The following is a 16,379-nucleotide window of genomic DNA, read 5'->3' on the forward strand; positions in this document are numbered from 1 at the left end:
TCGCCGATCAGGCGCTCGACCGCGTCCGAGGAGGGGAGCCGCGCGAGCACGATGAAGTCCGTCTCGCCCATCGTGAAGAAGGTCTGCGTGACGCCCTCGACCGCCATCAGCTCCTCCGCGAACTCCTCGTAGGAGCCCTCGTAGTCGGCCAGCACCTCGACGATGACGGTGACGCCGAGCCCCAGCGCCTCGTGGTCGAGGTCGTAGAGGTCGTTCTCGATCACGCCGTCCTCGCGGAGGTTGTTCAGCCGGTAGTGGATCGTCGACACCGGAATGTCCGTCTCCTCGTGGAGCGCCTCCGGGCTTCCGGTTCCCAGGTCCGAGATCGCCTTCAGCAGTCGCACGTCGCGCTCGTCCATACACCCACATCGTTCCCGGTTCTGCATGTATCTGTCGCCCGACAGACTTGGACCCGAATTCAATCTCCTCGGATAAATCGGCGGAATATTCGGACTAAAAACATATGTCCGGTTGTTCATTCAGGTAATCCGGTGATCTTGGAGTCAGTCTTAAGAGTCTTGGAGAATTTCGAACGAACAACCAATGACGCGAGATATCTCCCTCTCGACTCCGGCCGTGGCGATCGCGGCGTTCGTGACGCTCGCGGTCCTGTGGGGCGGCTCGTTCGTCGCCATCGAGGCCGGGCTGCACTTCTTCCCGCCGCTGCTGTTCGCGGGGGTGCGCTATCTGCTGGCCGGGCTCGTCGTACTGGGCTACGCCGCGGTCGTCTCCGACCGATGGATCCCGCGGGACCGCACCGAATGGGGTGCGGTCGCGGTCGCCGGCACGCTGGTCATCGCCGCGTACCACGCGCTGCTGTACGTCGGCGAGCTGCACATCTCGGGCGCGGTCGCGGCGGTGCTGGTGAGTCTCTCGCCGGTGTTGACCGCCGCCTTCGCCGCCGCGCTGCTCCCGAGTCAGCGGCTCGGGCCGGTCGAGCTCGGCGGCTTCCTGCTCGGCGTCGTGGGGGTCGTCGTCGTCGCCGACCCCTCCCTCGGAACGCTGCTGTCGGGCGGCTCGACGGAGCTGTTCGGCGCCGGGCTGGTGCTGGCCGGGGCGGCGACGTTCGCGCTCGGTGCGGTCCTCCTACGGCCGCTCCGCAACGACTTCTCGATCGTCCCCATGCAGGGCTGGGCGATGGTCGTCGGCGCGGTCGTGCTGTTCGCGGGCGCCGGCGTCCGCGGCGAGTCACCGGCCGCGGTCGTTTGGAACGCCACCACCGTGGTGACGCTGGCGTACCTGACGATTCTGTCCGGCGTCATCGCCTTCCTGATCTACTTCGCGCTGCTCGACGAGGTCGGACCCGCACAGCTCCACCTCGTCGGCTACGCCGAGCCGATAACCGCGGCGCTCATCAGCTGGCTCGTGCTCGGGCACCTGATCGAGGGGCGCGCGATGGTCGGCTTCCTCGTCATCCTCGCCGGGTTCCTCGTGGTGGAGCGGCACGCAGTGCGGCGGGTCGTCGACGCCAGGACCCCGCGCGACGCGGACGCCTGATCCGTGTGGAACCACCGCGGACGCCTGATCCGTGTGGAACCACCGGAGATAAGCCGGGTCCCGACCTGCGTCCGACCATGCCACGCACCTTCTCGGAGTTCGCGGTCGGCGACACGTTCGAACACGGAACCCGAACGGTGGACGAACCCGAGGTCCGCGAGTTCGCGGAGCGGTACGACCCTCAATCGATCCACGTCGACCCGGAGGCGGCCGCGGCGTCGATGTACGGCGGCCTCATCGCCTCCGGCTGGCACACCGCGGCGATGACCATGCGGCTGCTCGTCGAGGACCTGCTCTCCGAGACCGCCGCGCTCGGCGCGAAGGGCGTCGACGAGCTTCGCTGGTACGCGCCGGTCCGGCCGGGTGACACCCTTCGGGCGCGCACCGAGATCGTCGAGACGGTTCCCGAGACGGCGGACCGCGGGCTGGTCCACGCCCGGACGACGACCGCGGTCGCCGACGCCGCCGACCCCGACGACGACCGCGTCGGCGAGGACGTCTTCTCGATGATCGGACTCGTGATGGTCGCGCGGGAGTGACGGCGATCGCCGCTCCGGAAACGTCCCGCGACCCCGAACCCTCGCCGCGGACCGCTCGGACACGCTTTTGAGGACGGGGACGAACGGGGGACCGTGAACCCTCTCGCCACGCTCGCGCGCCCCGAACACACCGGGGAAAATCGGTGCTGGCCGTGTACCGCCATCAACCTCGTCGCCGTCGTCCTCGCGGCGGCGCTCGTCTCCGGCCTGTTCCCGTTCGCCGGCCCCATCGTGCTGGCGGGCGGTCTCGGGCTCGTCTACCTCCGGGGCTACGTCGTGCCGTACACCCCGCGGTTCGGCCCGAAGGTCGCCGCGTACCTCCCGTGGGAGTTCGGCCACGCGACCGACGACGGGGTCGACTCGAACTCGCTGGCGGACGGCGCCGACGCCGAGGACCTCCTCGCCGCCCTGTTCGATGCGGGCGTGCTCGTCGAAGCGGCCGACGGCGACATCGCACTCGAGGAGACGTTCCGCACGGACTGGGCGGACCGGATGGCGGAGGTCCGGACGCTCTCGGACCCGGCGCTGGCGGACCGGGTGGACGACGCCGCGCCCGCTGGCGTGACCGCAAGCGCGCACGGCGACCGAATCCTGCTCGACGGCGACCGCGACAACTGGCTCTCGCGGGCGGTCGCGATCGCGGAGGTCGCGGCCATCGAGACGCTCGCCGAGCGCGACGTCCCCGAGTCGGTTCGCGTGCCTGCCGCGGAGCCGCTCCGAACTCTGCTCGAGACGTGTCCGGTCTGCGGCGGCGACGTGCGCGAGACGACGCTGCGAAACTGCTGTGGCGGTCCCGGTTCCACGCAGCGCAAGCCCGGCCGGCTGGTGCTCGCGTGTTCCGACTGCGACACCGTCGTCCACGAGTTCCGCGAGACCGCGGCCGAACGGACGGCCGAGGCCGACGCGGAGTGACGGGTGCCGACGCGGAGTGACGGGTGCCGACGCGGAGTGACGGGGGTGATTTTTAAGCATCGGCGAACCGACTCCCGAGCGATGGCTCCCTCTCGCCGGAACGGCCCGCCGGGGCGTGCGACGGATGCTGCCGAGTCCCACGAGCGGCGCGGGTGGCGCGGCTACGGGACGACCGAGCGGGGTGAGAAGGACCCCGTCGGACTCCTGCTCCACGACGCTACGGCTGCGTACGCGGACGTTGCCGTGTTCTCGCTTCCCGTGCTGATCTTCCTGATGGACCTCCCGCCCACGGGGACGTACAGCTACAAGTTCGCGGGGCTCGTGGCGCTGGTGACGATGGCCGGAACGGCGACACTCCTGCGGGGCGGCTGGGTCCCGGCACTCGCGTCCGAAACGCGCGGTTGGGTCACCTACGCCCCCGCCCTGCTCGCGCTGCGGGCCGGCTACTACAACGCCGTTCTCCTGGCCGCGACGGTCGGCACGGTCGGGGCCGCGTCCGCGGTCGGTGTTCCCCTCCTCGCCGGATTGTTGGCGCTTCTGACCGCCGCGGTCGCAACGCTACTGTTCCCGCGAGTTGCGGAGGAGACCGCGCGCAGAACGTAGCGGGCGGCACGCGCGGTTGCAGGTGCCGACACGACGCGCGTCGCCGTCCGAGGGTTTTTGACGGATGCCGGGACCAGCCTCGCCCGGGCGTTCGCGGTGTCGCGCCGGTCGACACCCACAGTCCGAATAGGCCGACTCGTCCCGCCGGGACTCCCGGAGCTCGGCATCCGAGTCGGTCGCGCCAGCAGCCGAGGACGGCGGTCGAGTCGTCAGCGACCGCTACAGTGCGGGCGGCTCGTCGCGCCCGATGACGATCTCCTGCCCCTCCACGTCCTCCAGCGCGGCGACGCGACCGCCGATCTCGACGCGCTCGCCCGCGTCGGTCTCGACGACCAGCGACGCGACCTCCTCGGAGTCCTCGAAGGCGACATCGACGACGGACCCCTGCACGGTCACGGGGTCACCCGACTCGATATCCCGCCCCTCGACCGTCGCGAAGAAATCGCCGTCGAGTTCGCGCACGTCCTTGACCGCGCGGCGGATCGACGCGTAGCGTCGGGGGAACGGTCGCTCCTTCCCGTCCGCGGCCAGCGTCTCCGCGGTCGTCCACAGCACCGTCCCGAAGAAGCCGGAGACGAGGAACCCCAGCGCCGAGCGGTTGAAGATGACGCCGTACCGCTCCTGGTCGTCGCGGATCGCGTCCTGGGTCGCGTACACCGAGTAGCTGCCGTCGCCGACCGCGAGCACCGGCGTCGTGATGCCGCGGCGGGCGCGCGCGATGGTCGCCACCGAGAGGTAGTCGTACTCGGCCGGGTTCGGCGCGCGCTTCGCGGGCGTCACGAGCAGCTCGACGCTGACGCCGGCGTCGACCTTGGCGGCGAGAAGGTCCTCGAACCGCCGGAGCAGGTCCGGCGTGAGCGAGACGGCCAGCTCGTACTCCGCGGACTCGATGACCTCCTCCAGGTACCGGAGGATCGTGGACCGTGATTTCACCAGCGACACGGCCTCCGTCTCCCGGGCCGGTGCCGTGTAGCGAGCCTCCAGCTCGTCGACGAGCTGTTCGAAGGAGGTCTGGATCTCGCCGAACGCGTCGTCCGGGTCGACCGCGACGATCTTCATCGGGCGCGACTCGCGGAGCTCCACGAGCCCGCGGTCCGAAAGGCTTCGGACGGTGTCGTACACCCGCGGCTGCGGGATGTCCGTGCGGTCGGCGATCTCGCTGGCGGTGAGTTCGCCGTGTTCCAGCACGGCGAGGTACGCGTCGATCTCGTACTCGCCGAGGTTGAAGCGGTCCCCGACGCGCTCGAGGGTTCCGCGCAGGTCGTCCGTCATGTCTCCCTCAACCCGCCGGGGACGTAAGTTATTTACTATGAGACGAGTTGCACCGGGTTCCGGAACGCGGTTCGTCGCCTCGGTCGGCTCTCGTGCGGTTCCCAGCCACCGACTACATGTACATCCGGTCGTTCGGCGTGTCCGACTCCTTGCGCTCGATCCGTTCCGCGAGCTCCGCGTAGTGCTGTTCGATCTCCGCCGCGAACTCCCGGAGGGGTCCGGAGTCCACGTCGAGGTCGTACACCATGTCGACCGTCTCCACGAGCCGGACCGCCGCCTCCACGTCCGGGGCCTGCGCGTGGACGGGCGTGACGTAGACGGCCGCGCCGAGCGGCGACTCGATCCCCCGCTCGATGAGCGCCGCGTTCGTCCCGTCGAGGAATCCCGACCCCATGGGCGGGACGTCGCTGTCGGCCAGCCGCCCGGTCCGATAATCCTCGGTCGCGACGTAGAAGGTGCGGTGGTCGTCCGGCGCGTGCGCCATCGGGACGCCGGCGAGGACCGCCACTTCCGCGACGCCCTCGGCCTCGGTCCAGTCGAGGACGGCGTCCGCGAACGCCTCCCCGAGTTGGACCGGGACGAACAGTTCGCCCACGAGCACCGTCACGTCGAGGTCGGGCCGCGAGAACAGCCGCGTCGGGTGTCGAGGCTCGCCGTTCGTGAACGGCGTGATCGTCGGGAGCCCCTCCGTTCGGACGTGTCCGGTCGGCTCGAGGTCGAGGTGGTCGACGAGATAATCGGCCGCGGTGAGCCCCGCGAGACCGTACGCGGAGAACCCTGCGAGAAGGACGTCGCTCGGATCGGCGTCGTGTGACACCTCAAACGTCGGCCGCCGTGACGGGATCTCGGCCATGGGTTTCATTCAGGCGGTTGGCTCTTAGCCGTTCCCCCGACACGCGCCGGAGGAAACGCTTTTTCGGGTGGGGAACGCGGGAGACGCATGGACGTGCTGGTACAGACCGAGGGCGCGGTCGGCGGCGGGCTCCCGGAGTGGGTCGGGGTCCCGGGATTCCGTCTGTTGATCGCGCTTCTCATCCTCGGACTCGGCGTCTGGGTCTCGAAGCTGGTGATCCGGCTCATCGGGCGTCCTGTCGCGCGGCGGTTCGAGCGACAGAGCGTCGCCCAGACGGTCCTCCGGGGCGTCCGCGCGGCGATCATCGTCGGCGCGGCCTCGGTCGGGTTCTCCGTGGCCGGCGTCCAACTCCCGAGTCTGGTCCTGTCCGCGGCCGTCTTCTCGGCCGTGGCCGGTGTTATCCTCGCGCCGCTCATCGGAAGCGTCATCAGCGGCTTCTTCGTCCTCTGGGACCAGCCGTTCGAGATCGGCGACCTGATCGAACTCGAGGACGGCACGATGGGGTTCGTCGAGGACATCACCATCCGCTACACGAAGATCCTCACGCTCGACAACACCTTCCTCGTCATCCCGAACGGCAACGTCCGCGAACGGGACGTGACCAACTACTCGGCTGAGGACGAGCGGACCCGCCGCTCGCTGGACGTGCTCGTCACCTACGAGTCCGACGTGACGGAGGCCAGACGGCTGATCGAGCGCGCCGCTCGCGGCTGCGAGGCCGTCGTCTCCGGCGGCCCCGATATCCGGATCGGCGCCGCCCGCTACGTCGCCAGTCCCGACTGCCGAGTGCACGAGTTCGGCGACAACGGCGTCCTGCTCCGACTCCGGTACTGGGTCAAAAAGCCCTACAAGCTGAACAAGGTCCAGTCGGCGGTCAACATCCGCATACGGGAGATAACCGCGGACGCCGATGTGGAGATGGCGTACCCGCACCGTCACCTCGTCTTCGACGACACCTCCGGCGTGGCGCGCGTCGACGCCGACGGGCGGACGGGCGCGGAGACCGACGAGGAGCGCGACCGAGCCGCGAAGCCGCCCGAAGACGAGGAGGAGGAACACGGCGACGACGGCGTGAGTCCGGTCGAGACGAGTGGGTCGTGACGAGTGCCGCGGGGGCGACGTCCGCCCCACGCGGCGCTACGGGAACGGGTGGTACGGCGCGTCGAGGCGGGGCTCGAACCCCATCGACTCGGGGACCTCGCGCGCCCGCTCTCCGAAGAAGGGCTCGCCGGTGAATAGCGGCTGTGCGGCCGGCACGAGCGCGCGAACGGCTTCGAACCCGAGCGCCGCCACGTCCCGCGTCGTCGTCCGCGCCGCGTAGGCGTCGAGGTCCGCATCGGCGAGTCTGTCGAGCACCGCGTCGAGTTCGGCGGCGCCGGCCGCGTTCGGGACGCCGAGGTCCTCGGCCGGCACCGCCGCGTCCGGGTCGAAGAACGCGCGCGTTTCCGCCGGGTAGTCGGCGTGGTCCCCGATCGCGGCGCCCTGCTCGGCGGCGGCGTCGGGGCCCATCGCGCGCAGTTCCATCCAGTTCTGAAGCGCCTCCGACAGCGCGGAGCGGGCGGCCGCGTACGGGTCGAGATCCGCCGCGGAGCCGGCGGCGAACCGCGGCCAGTCGCCCTCGCGGTGGACGCCGACCGCGACCACGGGCACGTCCACGTCGGCGGTCACGAGCAGCGGCGTCACCGAGAGGTCCACGGCGTTCGCCCGCGCACGGAGCTCCGCGAAGGCCGGGTCCTCGTCCCCCTCGATCCGGAGTTCGAGCGGGTCGAGCGTCGAGTACCACGCGATCATCGTCGCGTCGCGCTCGATCGTCTCGTAGAGCCCCGAGAGCACCGCCTCGACGCCCGAGTTTCCGAGCCCGAGCCCCGTCGTGATCGACGGCCGGAACCGGCGTTCGTGGGGCGGAAACTGGACGAATTCCGCGGGGAGCGCGGCGTTCTCACCGGTCGCGAGGTCCTCGCCGCTCACCCACGCGAGGGAGTCGTCGTCCTCCGCCCCGACCGTCTCGCGGTCGTCGGGCGTCACGAAGCGGGCGGGCGGGACCGGATTCTCGACGACTCCTGGGGGCCCCTCCGCGAAGTCGTCGGAGCGGTAGACGCCCGCGGCGTATCGCTCCAACCCCTCGCCGATCGCCTTCATGAACGCCGCGTCCCAGTCGCGGTCGACGCCGGCCGCGAACTCCGCGGCGCGCGCGTCGCTGAACCCGGTCGTGTCCGCGACCCGGCCGATGTAGTACGGGACCGGGAACGACTCGCGCTCGCCGACCTCCGAGAGGATCCCGACGCGGCCGTCGACCGCCCGCTCGGCCCGTTCGAGCGCGTCGTCGACGGAAACGTCGCGGTGCTCCCGCGGGAGGGCCTTTCCGGGGGCCGACCCGCAATCGCAGAAGGGGACGGACAGGAACCGGCGCTCCGCGCCCGGCACCTCGACGACCGTATCGCCGACCGTCTCGCCGGAAAGCGCCTGGATCGTCCGGCGGCCGGCGACCGCACCCGCGTAGCGCACCGCCGAGCGAACCCCGGCGGGGCGCTCTTCCGTCTCCGGGGCGCCCGCCGCAATGCGCTGCCGCAGGCAGTCGTAGCAGGCGTCCTCGAAGACGGTCACTGCGGCGTCGACGCCCGCGACGGGAGCCGCCCCCACCCCGCCGACCTCGACGGCGACCCACCTGTCGAGCGCCGCGTTCGCCCGCGCGAACGCGTCCGCACCGGCCGTGTCCACGACCACCGCGAAATCGAAACCGTCCAGCAGGTCCGCCGCGACGGGCATGACGTTCACGTCGACGTCACCGAGTGCGGCGTCGACCGCGTCGACGGCCGGCCCGTCACCGACGAGTCCGATGTCCATGGACGCGGCAACGACGAGCGGGGAGAAAAAGCCACGGGAGGGACGACGCCAGGGCGGCAGACGGCCGCGGCGTGAACGGCGTCAGTTGAGCGCGCTCTGGACGACGTCCGCGAGCTGGTCGACGGGGGCGTCCTTCAGCCGGTCGTCGCCGAGCTTCAAGCGGAGGCGAGGGCGTCCGACATCGATGGGGACCTTCTCGGTGTCGATGAGACCGAGGTCCTCGAGGCGAGTCTTCGTCCGGGAGAACGTCGCCTTCGAGGCGATCCCCACGTCCTCACCCCACTTCGAGATGTCGTACAGCAGCACGTCGTTCTTCGCGGCGACGAGCAGCGAGACGGTCACCTCGTCGAGTCCGTCGCCGTTGCCGCGGGCGGTCTCCATCGAGGCGAGCACGTCGTCGAAGTCCTCGCGGGTGGCTTCGCCGATCTCCTCTGTCATCGTCTCACGGATGCGGCTGATCGCGGGCGTCCGGAGCCGGTACTCCTCGGCCGCCTCGAACGCGTCGCGGTACGTCGAGAAGACTTCCTCGACGAACTCCGCGTCGTCGCTGGAGAGCGCGGCGACGCGGCCGCCGGTCGAGACGAGCGCGACGACCCGGTCCGCCGAGACGAACAGCGAGTTGTCGGCTTCGGTCGAGAGGACCCGCAGCGAGAGCGATCCCCCCTCGACGAGGTCCGCCGCCTTCGAGGCGATCAGGAAGTCGTCCATCACGGTCTTCAGCACGCCCTCGTCGGCGAGCAGACACAGCTCGGGGAGGTCGTCGCTCTCGATGCCTGCCTCCACGATCGCTTCGACGGTTTCGGCCGAAGGATCCACGACGAGGAGCTCGCCCTCCGTCTCCGCGAACGCGTCCTCGAGGATATTCTCGAGATCGGTTTCGAGTAAATTCGACACCATAATTCTATGCGTATAACGGTGCGTGAGATATTTAATATTAACGGGATCACTCACCTGCAGAATTCTCAATAGAGGGGTCAACGAGTCGAATTTCCCGTTTATTCCGATTCTCCGAAGGCCGTCACCATTCGGTCCGTGGCGGTCGGTCAGAGAGTCTCGGCCAGCTCCGACGACCATCGGAGGTCGCCCCCGTACAGTACCGGCATCACCTCGATCGACAGAAGCTCCCGAAGCCGGGGCGCGTCCACGAGGAACTCCCGCCGCATTCCGCACAGCTGCGAGACGCCGTCGGACTGGAGGTGTGGCCGGTAGACGCCACCGTGAGCGCCCGGCGTGTACGCGTCGTGGACCACTCGGTACCCGCCGTCGGCCGGTTCGACCTCCAGAACCGCCGGGACCTCGTCCCCTCGCCGTGTGAGCGCGTGAGTCCCGTCGCCGACGACCACGTAGTCCTTGCCGGTCATCACTCGACGGCGGGCCAGCGAGAGGGCGCGCTCGAACGCGAACCCGTGCATCAGCAGGCGCGCGAACGCGGTCCCGACGAGCGCGGCGTTGCCGTCCAGCACGCGGTTGAACGTGACGCCGCCGGCGACGCTGCCGCGGCGGATCAGGTCGAGCCCCTCGTAGTAGGAGCCACACGCGTTGAGGAAGAACGTCTGCGCGTTCGATTCGTCCAGCTCCGCGGCCGCGAAGTGGCCGTCCGGGCAGACGAACCCCGCCGGCTCGCAGTGGCCGATGAAGTGGACCAGGTCGTGTGGCGACTCGAAGAGCGCGGCCAGCTCGCCGGTCGTGACCTGCTCACGAACCGTCACGTCGACATCGAGCTCCGCGGCCCGCTTCCGGTACACCTCCACCGCGGCGTCGCCCTCGGTCGACATCTCTGGGTCGTTGACGACCGCGACGACCGAGACGGACTCCCCCGAGCGGTTGCGGTAGCGGGCGCGGTTCTCGTAGGCCTCGGGGAGCGCCTTGAACACGTCTATCGGCGCGGAGTCGGCGAGCCAGCCGTGGGTCCGCCCGGAGCCGAGCGAGGGCTTCGAGAGGTCGACGCTCACGGAGTCCCGGCCGCGGACGAAGTCGTCCAGGGAGCGCTTCAGCCACTCGGCGTCGGGGAGGGGCTCGGCCTCCGGTGCGAACACCTGCGGCACGTTGGACAGCAGGTACGGCAGCGTCCGCACGCTCTCGTAGTCCGGCCGGAGGTACATCGAGAGGTGCCAGTCCGGCAGGTCGCTCGCTATCGCGCCGTAGTCGGCGGCCATGTACCGGTCGACGCGTTCGGCCACGGGCAACGGATACGTCCCGACCGGGTCCAGGTCCAGCCGGTCGAGCAGCCGCGTCTCGGCGAGGTCCGTGCCGCGCGGTCCGGCGTTTCGGACGAGGCAGTCGAGGTGAAAGACGCGCCTGAGCGCGGCGGCCGCTGTGAGGCCCCCCGAGCCGTCCGTGAGGCTCCACTCGCGACCGGCGCGGAGCACGGGGGCGGCGTCGGGTTCGGTCTCCACCCGCGCCCCGACGTAGTGCGCGAGCGGCGCGATCTGCAACAGCGCGCTCAGCTCCGGCTGAACGACCACCTCCGGCCGGGGGCCCGAAAGCGAGGAATCGAGCGCGGACGGCGGGATCGACTGCCCCTCGCCGAACGTCACCGTCGGCGGCTGCGTCCGCATCTCGGGGCGGGATCGATCCGGCGACGCCGTCCGGTGGCTCGTCGCCATCGCGGTGAGCGCGGTCGCGACTCCCGACGGGGTCGACGGAACGGTCACCGACGCCCGAGCGCGCCTCGTTCCCGTCCGGAAGCCCACGGACACCGGGGTCGCAGCCGGGAACGTTAGGACGACGGCGTCGACCGCCGGCTTCGCGACCGTCACCGCGCCGTCGAACCGGAGCACGGTCCGGACCGGCGCCGCGATCCGGACGCGGTAGGCGGCCGCGTCCAGGTTGACCGGAGCGGGATCACTGGCCAGCTCCCGCCGACCGCCGTCGTCGAGGTTCTCGACCGTCACGAGCGTCCCGTCGAGTCGGAGTCGCCGCGCGGTAACCGTCGTTCGTCCGCCGACCGCGCGGTCGAACCCCGGTGCGTTTCCGGCGGGCTCGAACCGCCCCTCGACAGTCGTCGACCGCCCCTCGGCGTCGACCACACGGAGTTCATTCCGTGACGATTCGACCTGCACCATTGGGTCGGAGAGACCCTCCGGGCGCCTAAATGCGTGTCGGCACCGGAGGGGTATGGGGGCCATCGCGATCGCATGCAGGAGCGGCCGCGCCCCGCTTTTCCGGACGCTGGAGCGCCGTCCCGGCAACCGTCCGCGGGACGGACAGCTTTTTGGTCGCGTCACACGCGGTTCGCGTATGGACTACGACACGGTGCGGGAGACGGATCCGGCGGTCGCGGACGCGCTGTCCGGCGAGGTCGAGCGACAGCAGGAGACGCTCGCGATGATCGCCAGCGAGAACCACGTCAGCGAGGCCGTCATGGAGGCGCAGGGGAGCGCGCTCACCAACAAGTACGCGGAGGGGTACCCCGGGCAGCGCTACTACGCGGGCTGTGAGTACGCCGACGAGGTCGAGGAGCTGGCCATCGAGCGCGCGAAGGAGCTGTACGGCGCCGAGCACGTCAACGTCCAGCCGCACTCGGGCTCGAGCGCGAACATCGCCGTCTACGTCGCGGCGCTGGAGCCGGGCGACTCCATCCTGAGCCTGGACCTGACCCACGGCGGCCACCTCTCGCACGGCCACCACGCCAACTTCGTGGGCGAGCACTTCGACGTGACCCACTACGAGGTGGACCCCGAGACGGGCTACATCGACTACGCCGCGCTCCGCGAGACGGCCGAGGAGATCGAGCCGGACATGATCGTCTCCGGCTACTCCGCGTACCCGCGCGAGGTCGAGTGGGAGCGCATCCAGGCGGCCGCCGAGGCGGCCGACGCCTACCACCTCGCCGACATCGCCCACATCACCGGCCTCGTTGCCGCGGGCGAGCACCCCTCGCCGGTCGGCATCGCCGACTTCGTCACCGGGTCGACGCACAAGACCATCCGCGCCGGCCGCGGCGGGATCATCATGTGCGGCGAGGAGTTCGCGAGCGCGGTCGATAAGGCGATCATCCCCGGCACGCAGGGCGGTCCCCTGATGCACAACGTCGCCGGCAAGGCGGTCGGCTTCAAGGAGGCGCTCCAGCCGGAGTTCGACTCGTACGCCGCACAGGTCGTGAGCAACGCCGAGGCGCTCGCCGAGCGCTTCCGCGAGCACGGCTACGAGCTGGTCTCCGGCGGGACGGACACCCACCTCGTGCTGATCGACCTCCGGGAGTCCCACCCGGACACCTCGGGCGGCACCGCCGAGGAGGCGCTCGCGGCCGCGAACATCGTCCTCAACGCCAACACCGTGCCGGGCGAGACCCGGACGCCGTTCGACCCCTCCGGCATCCGCGTCGGCACGCCCGCGCTCACCACGCGCGGCTTCGAGGAGGACGAGATGCGCGAGGTCGCGGACCTGATCCACCGCGTGGTCGACAACGTCGACGAGGAGGACGTGGTCTACGAGGTCGGCGAGCGCGTCGCCGAGCTCTGCGAGCAGTTCCCGCTGTACGAGTAGGAACGCCGGGCGACCAGCACCACGGTTCGACCGCGGCTGCGGTGGAGTATTTCTGTCCCTGCGACCGCCCATCTCTGTCCCGGCCGGACCAGCGCCCGACCAGCAGACCGTCGTCGCTTAGAAGTTCCCGGCGAACCAGGTCTCACGCATGCCCGAGGAGACCCCGATCAGCGGCTTCGAGTCGTCGACCGCGGCGGAGCTCGATGATGGCGAGTGGACCGGCGACCGCGCGGTCGCGGAAGTCGTCGGCGACCTGCTCTCGGAGCGCGGCGAGACGGTCGCGGTCGCGGAGTCGCTCACCGGCGGCCTGATCGGCTCGACGATCACGGACGTACCCGGCTCCAGCGACTACTTCGACCGGAGCCTCGCCACCTACGCCTACGACGCGAAGCGACAGGAGCTGGCGGTTCCCCGAGAGGACCTGGACGCCTACGGCGCCGTGAGCGCGCCGGTCGCGCGCGCGATGGCGCAGGGCGTCCGCGACCGCGCGGACACGACGTGGGGCGTCTCCGCGACCGGCGTGGCGGGGCCCGACGGCGGCCAGCGCGACAAGCCGGTCGGCCTGCTGTACGTGGGCGTCGCCTTCGCCGCGCCGTGGGGGACCGAGGCGTCGTTCACCCGGAGCCGGCGCTTCGAACTCGACGGCGACCGGGCGACGATCAAGCGGAAGAGCGTCGTCTGCGCGCTCGCCGAACTGGTCCGGGCGGTCCGCGAGACGGCGCCCACGAGCGAATTCGGGGACGAGTGACCGAGTCAGACACAAGCCGCTCGACCGCCGTCTCGTCGGAGCCGCGATTTACGCGGTTCCGTACGCGCGTTCGGACAGCCTTTTGTCCGGATCCGTCGAGGATCCGGTGATGGACGAAGAGGACCTCCGCGTCGGCCTGCTCGTCGCGGGCGCGGCCGGGCCGGGAGAGACAGCCGCGCGGAACTGGTGCCGCGAGCGGTTCGCGGACGTCGAGACCGCGTCGCTCGCCGCGGTCGCGGACGGCTCGGTCGACCTCGACCGGTTCGACGTCTGCTGGTGGCACGCCGTCGAGCCGGTGACGAACCCCCGGACCGTCGCCGCGTGTGAGCCCGCGGTGACCGACTACGTCGAGAGCGGCGGCGGACTGCTGCTCTCGGCGCGCGCGATGGGGCAGGTCGCGGCGCTCGGGATCGACGAGGTGGCGCCGGACGCGACCGGCACCGAGGCGGTCCACGAGCCGGTCGGCCCGCTCTGGAAGTCGGTGTACGCCGACCACCCCGCACACGAGGACTTCGAGACGCTCCGCCACCACACCCGCCCCGCGGGCGAGGAGGCGCCGTTCGCGCGCTACGAGGACGTGCTGCCCGCGACCGGCGACGTGCTCGCGTCGACGCACCGCGGCGCCGACGACGTGCCTCACGAGGTGACGACGGTGAGCTGGCGGCGCGGCGCGGGGACCGTCGTCGGCGTCGGCGTCGGTCTCGACTTCGAGCGCGCGGACGACCACACGCGCGCCAAGCGCGACCGGCTGACGGGGAACCTGCTGCGGTTCCTCGCGGACGGCGGAGCGGACGAGACCGTCGGAATCGGCGGCGTGGCCGACCCCGAGACCGCGGCGACCGCGCTCACGACGGGCCGGCCACACGACGCCGAGACGCTCGCGCGCCACCGCGCGGCGCTCGCGGGCGACCGCCATCGCACCAGCTTCCACCTCTCGCCGCCCGCCAACTGGCTCAACGACCCGAACGGCTGCCTCCACTACGACGGGCAGTACCACGTCTTCTACCAGTACAACCCCGGCGGCCCCTACCACGAGACCATCCACTGGGGCCACCTCGTCAGCGACGACCTGCTGACGTGGCGGGACGCGCCGGTCGCGCTGACGCCCGACCCCGGCGGCCCGGACCGCGACGGCTGTTGGTCCGGCTGCGCGTTCGTTACCGACGAGGACCACGCCGGGTGGCGCACCGACGCGCCGGCGGGCGACGGCTCCGACGTGCGAATTCTGTACACCGGCGGCCGGGAGGGCTGGCAGCTGCCGTGTCTGGGATCCGCCGTGGACGGCGACCTTTCCCGGTTCGAGACCGACCCCGCGAACCCCGTCATCGACGACCCACCGGCGGCACTCGACGTGTTGACGACCGAGCACTGGAACGGCGAGTTCCGCGACCACTGCGCCTGGTTCGCGGACGGGTGGTGGTACCAACTCATCGGCGCCGGACTTGAGGACGTGGGCGGGGCCGTTGTCTGCTACCGCTCGCGCGACCTCCGTGAGTGGGAGTATCTCGGCCCGTCGCTGGTCGGCGACTGGGAGGACCCCGGCACCGTCTGGGAGTGTCCGGAGCTACTCCGGTTCGCGGACGGCGACCTCCTCCACGTCTCCAACTACGAGGACGTGGTCGGCTTCGTCGGCGAGTGGGACGGCGAGACGGGGACCTTCGAGCGCGAGTCGGCCGAGGTGCTCGACCCCGGCGAGTTCTACGCACCCCAGTCGCTGGAGACGCCGGACGGCCGGACGCTCATGTTCGGCTGGATCAAGGAGGCGCGGACGGTCCGCCGGCAGTGGGACGCCGGCTGGTCCGGTCTCATGTCGCTCCCGCGGGAGGTGTCGGTCGCGGACGGCGAGGTCCGCCAGCGCCCCGCCCGGGAGATACGCGACCGCCGCGAGGCGACCCTGTTCGACGGGACGGTCTCCCTCGCCGACGGTCGCGAGCTGCTGGACGCCGAGGGCGACGCCCTGGAGATCGAGGCGACGGTCGACCCCGAGGCGGCGGACGCGGTCGGCGTCGTGGTTCGGCTCTCGCCGGACGGCGCCGAGAGCACGCAGCTCAAGCTCGTTGACGGTCGGCTCGTGCTGGACCGGACCGGCAGCAGCCTCGACCGCGAGGTCAACGACCACCCGGTCTCGGTGTCCGTCGAGGATCTCGAGCGTCCCTTGGACCTCCGGATCTTCGTCGACGGCTCCGTGGTCGAGGCGTTCGTCAACGGTCGGCGGTGCCTGACCGGCCGGATCTACCCGACCCGACACGACGCCACCGGCGTCGGCCTGCTCGCGGACGGAGCGTCGGAGGGCGTCGACGTGGATCTGACGGTCCACGCGATGGGCAGCATCTGGCCGGCGGAGTTGCGCGGCCGCGATCCGGGCGACCCGGCGCGGACTGTCCCCGAAGCGGACGACTGATCGCGCCACAGGGACGTTCTCGGCCTTTTTCGACGGGGCGTGGTGACGGGGACGGTCGGATCGCGGGGATGTCCGGCGGATGGTGGGACGCAGTCGGAGCTCTCTCCGACGGGTGTTCTGTTTCTGCCGTCGATCCCGCTCGTTGGACAGCACCGCCCAGAAAGCTCCAGCGGGCTCGACCGTGCCGGGTTCCGGGGAACGGTCCGGGCTGCCTGCAGTGGC

13 protein-coding genes and 1 pseudogene are annotated in these 16,379 nt (G+C 70.8%); 8 read left to right on the forward strand and 6 right to left on the reverse strand.

Translation table 11 applies throughout. The features are described from left to right. A pseudogene (locus AN233_RS09615) lies at positions 1-359 on the reverse strand (Lrp/AsnC family transcriptional regulator); the annotation flags it as partial. A gap of 184 nt (positions 360-543) precedes the next feature. Here AN233_RS09615 and AN233_RS09620 point away from each other — a divergent pair. From AN233_RS09620 to AN233_RS09635, 4 genes are all read left to right on the forward strand, one after another. Then, on the forward strand, positions 544-1,497 hold the full coding sequence (locus tag AN233_RS09620; RefSeq protein WP_058366571.1) for a DMT family transporter: 954 nt from the start codon (positions 544-546) through the stop codon (positions 1,495-1,497). 77 nt (positions 1,498-1,574) lie between these two features. Next, positions 1,575-2,036, forward strand: coding sequence for a MaoC/PaaZ C-terminal domain-containing protein (locus tag AN233_RS09625; protein ID WP_058366572.1), 462 nt, complete (start codon positions 1,575-1,577; stop codon positions 2,034-2,036). 93 nt (positions 2,037-2,129) lie between these two features. Continuing rightward, positions 2,130-2,948, forward strand: coding sequence for a hypothetical protein (locus tag AN233_RS09630; RefSeq protein WP_058366573.1), 819 nt, complete (start codon positions 2,130-2,132; stop codon positions 2,946-2,948). Positions 2,949-3,029: 81 nt separating this feature from the next. Further along, positions 3,030-3,551, forward strand: coding sequence for a hypothetical protein (locus tag AN233_RS09635; protein ID WP_058366574.1), 522 nt, complete (start codon positions 3,030-3,032; stop codon positions 3,549-3,551). Positions 3,552-3,770: 219 nt separating this feature from the next. Here AN233_RS09635 and trmB read toward each other — a convergent pair whose 3' ends face one another. Both trmB and AN233_RS09645 read right to left on the reverse strand, forming a co-directional pair. Beyond that, a complete protein-coding gene (gene trmB / locus AN233_RS09640; RefSeq protein WP_058366575.1) occupies positions 3,771-4,823 on the reverse strand; it encodes an HTH-type sugar sensing transcriptional regulator TrmB in 1,053 nt (350 codons plus the stop codon). 112 nt (positions 4,824-4,935) lie between these two features. After that, entirely contained in the window at positions 4,936-5,676 is a 741-nt protein-coding gene (locus AN233_RS09645; RefSeq protein ID WP_058366576.1) for a proteasome assembly chaperone family protein, read from the reverse strand. A gap of 87 nt (positions 5,677-5,763) precedes the next feature. Between AN233_RS09645 and AN233_RS09650 the strand changes: the two genes are divergently transcribed. Then, positions 5,764-6,777: a mechanosensitive ion channel family protein gene (locus AN233_RS09650; protein ID WP_080508417.1), complete on the forward strand. Its 1,014-nt coding sequence runs from the start codon at positions 5,764-5,766 to the stop codon at positions 6,775-6,777. A 36-nt stretch (positions 6,778-6,813) separates the two neighbouring features. Here AN233_RS09650 and AN233_RS09655 read toward each other — a convergent pair whose 3' ends face one another. The 3 genes from AN233_RS09655 to AN233_RS09665 form a co-directional block, all read right to left on the reverse strand. Further along, on the reverse strand, positions 6,814-8,520 hold the full coding sequence (locus AN233_RS09655) for a YcaO-like family protein (RefSeq protein ID WP_058366577.1): 1,707 nt from the start codon (positions 8,518-8,520) through the stop codon (positions 6,814-6,816). An 81-nt stretch (positions 8,521-8,601) separates the two neighbouring features. Next, positions 8,602-9,417 (reverse strand): transcriptional regulator TbsP, encoded by an 816-nt coding sequence (tbsP, locus tag AN233_RS09660; RefSeq protein WP_058366578.1) that lies wholly within the window; start codon positions 9,415-9,417, stop codon positions 8,602-8,604. 146 nt (positions 9,418-9,563) lie between these two features. Next, on the reverse strand, positions 9,564-11,585 hold the full coding sequence (locus tag AN233_RS09665) for a hypothetical protein (protein ID WP_058366579.1): 2,022 nt from the start codon (positions 11,583-11,585) through the stop codon (positions 9,564-9,566). Between the two features lie 175 nt (positions 11,586-11,760). Between AN233_RS09665 and glyA the strand changes: the two genes are divergently transcribed. From glyA to AN233_RS09680, 3 genes are all read left to right on the forward strand, one after another. Beyond that, on the forward strand, positions 11,761-13,008 hold the full coding sequence (glyA, locus tag AN233_RS09670) for a serine hydroxymethyltransferase (RefSeq protein WP_058366580.1): 1,248 nt from the start codon (positions 11,761-11,763) through the stop codon (positions 13,006-13,008). 148 nt (positions 13,009-13,156) lie between these two features. After that, on the forward strand, positions 13,157-13,756 hold the full coding sequence (locus AN233_RS09675) for a CinA family protein (protein WP_080508418.1): 600 nt from the start codon (positions 13,157-13,159) through the stop codon (positions 13,754-13,756). Between the two features lie 109 nt (positions 13,757-13,865). Further along, on the forward strand, positions 13,866-16,157 hold the full coding sequence (locus AN233_RS09680) for a GH32 C-terminal domain-containing protein (RefSeq protein WP_080508419.1): 2,292 nt from the start codon (positions 13,866-13,868) through the stop codon (positions 16,155-16,157). Positions 16,158-16,379: the final 222 nt, after the last annotated feature.

Origin of the sequence: Haloparvum sedimenti (genome assembly GCF_001462205.1) — an archaeon.
Classification (GTDB): Archaea; Halobacteriota; Halobacteria; order Halobacteriales; family Haloferacaceae; genus Haloparvum; species Haloparvum sedimenti.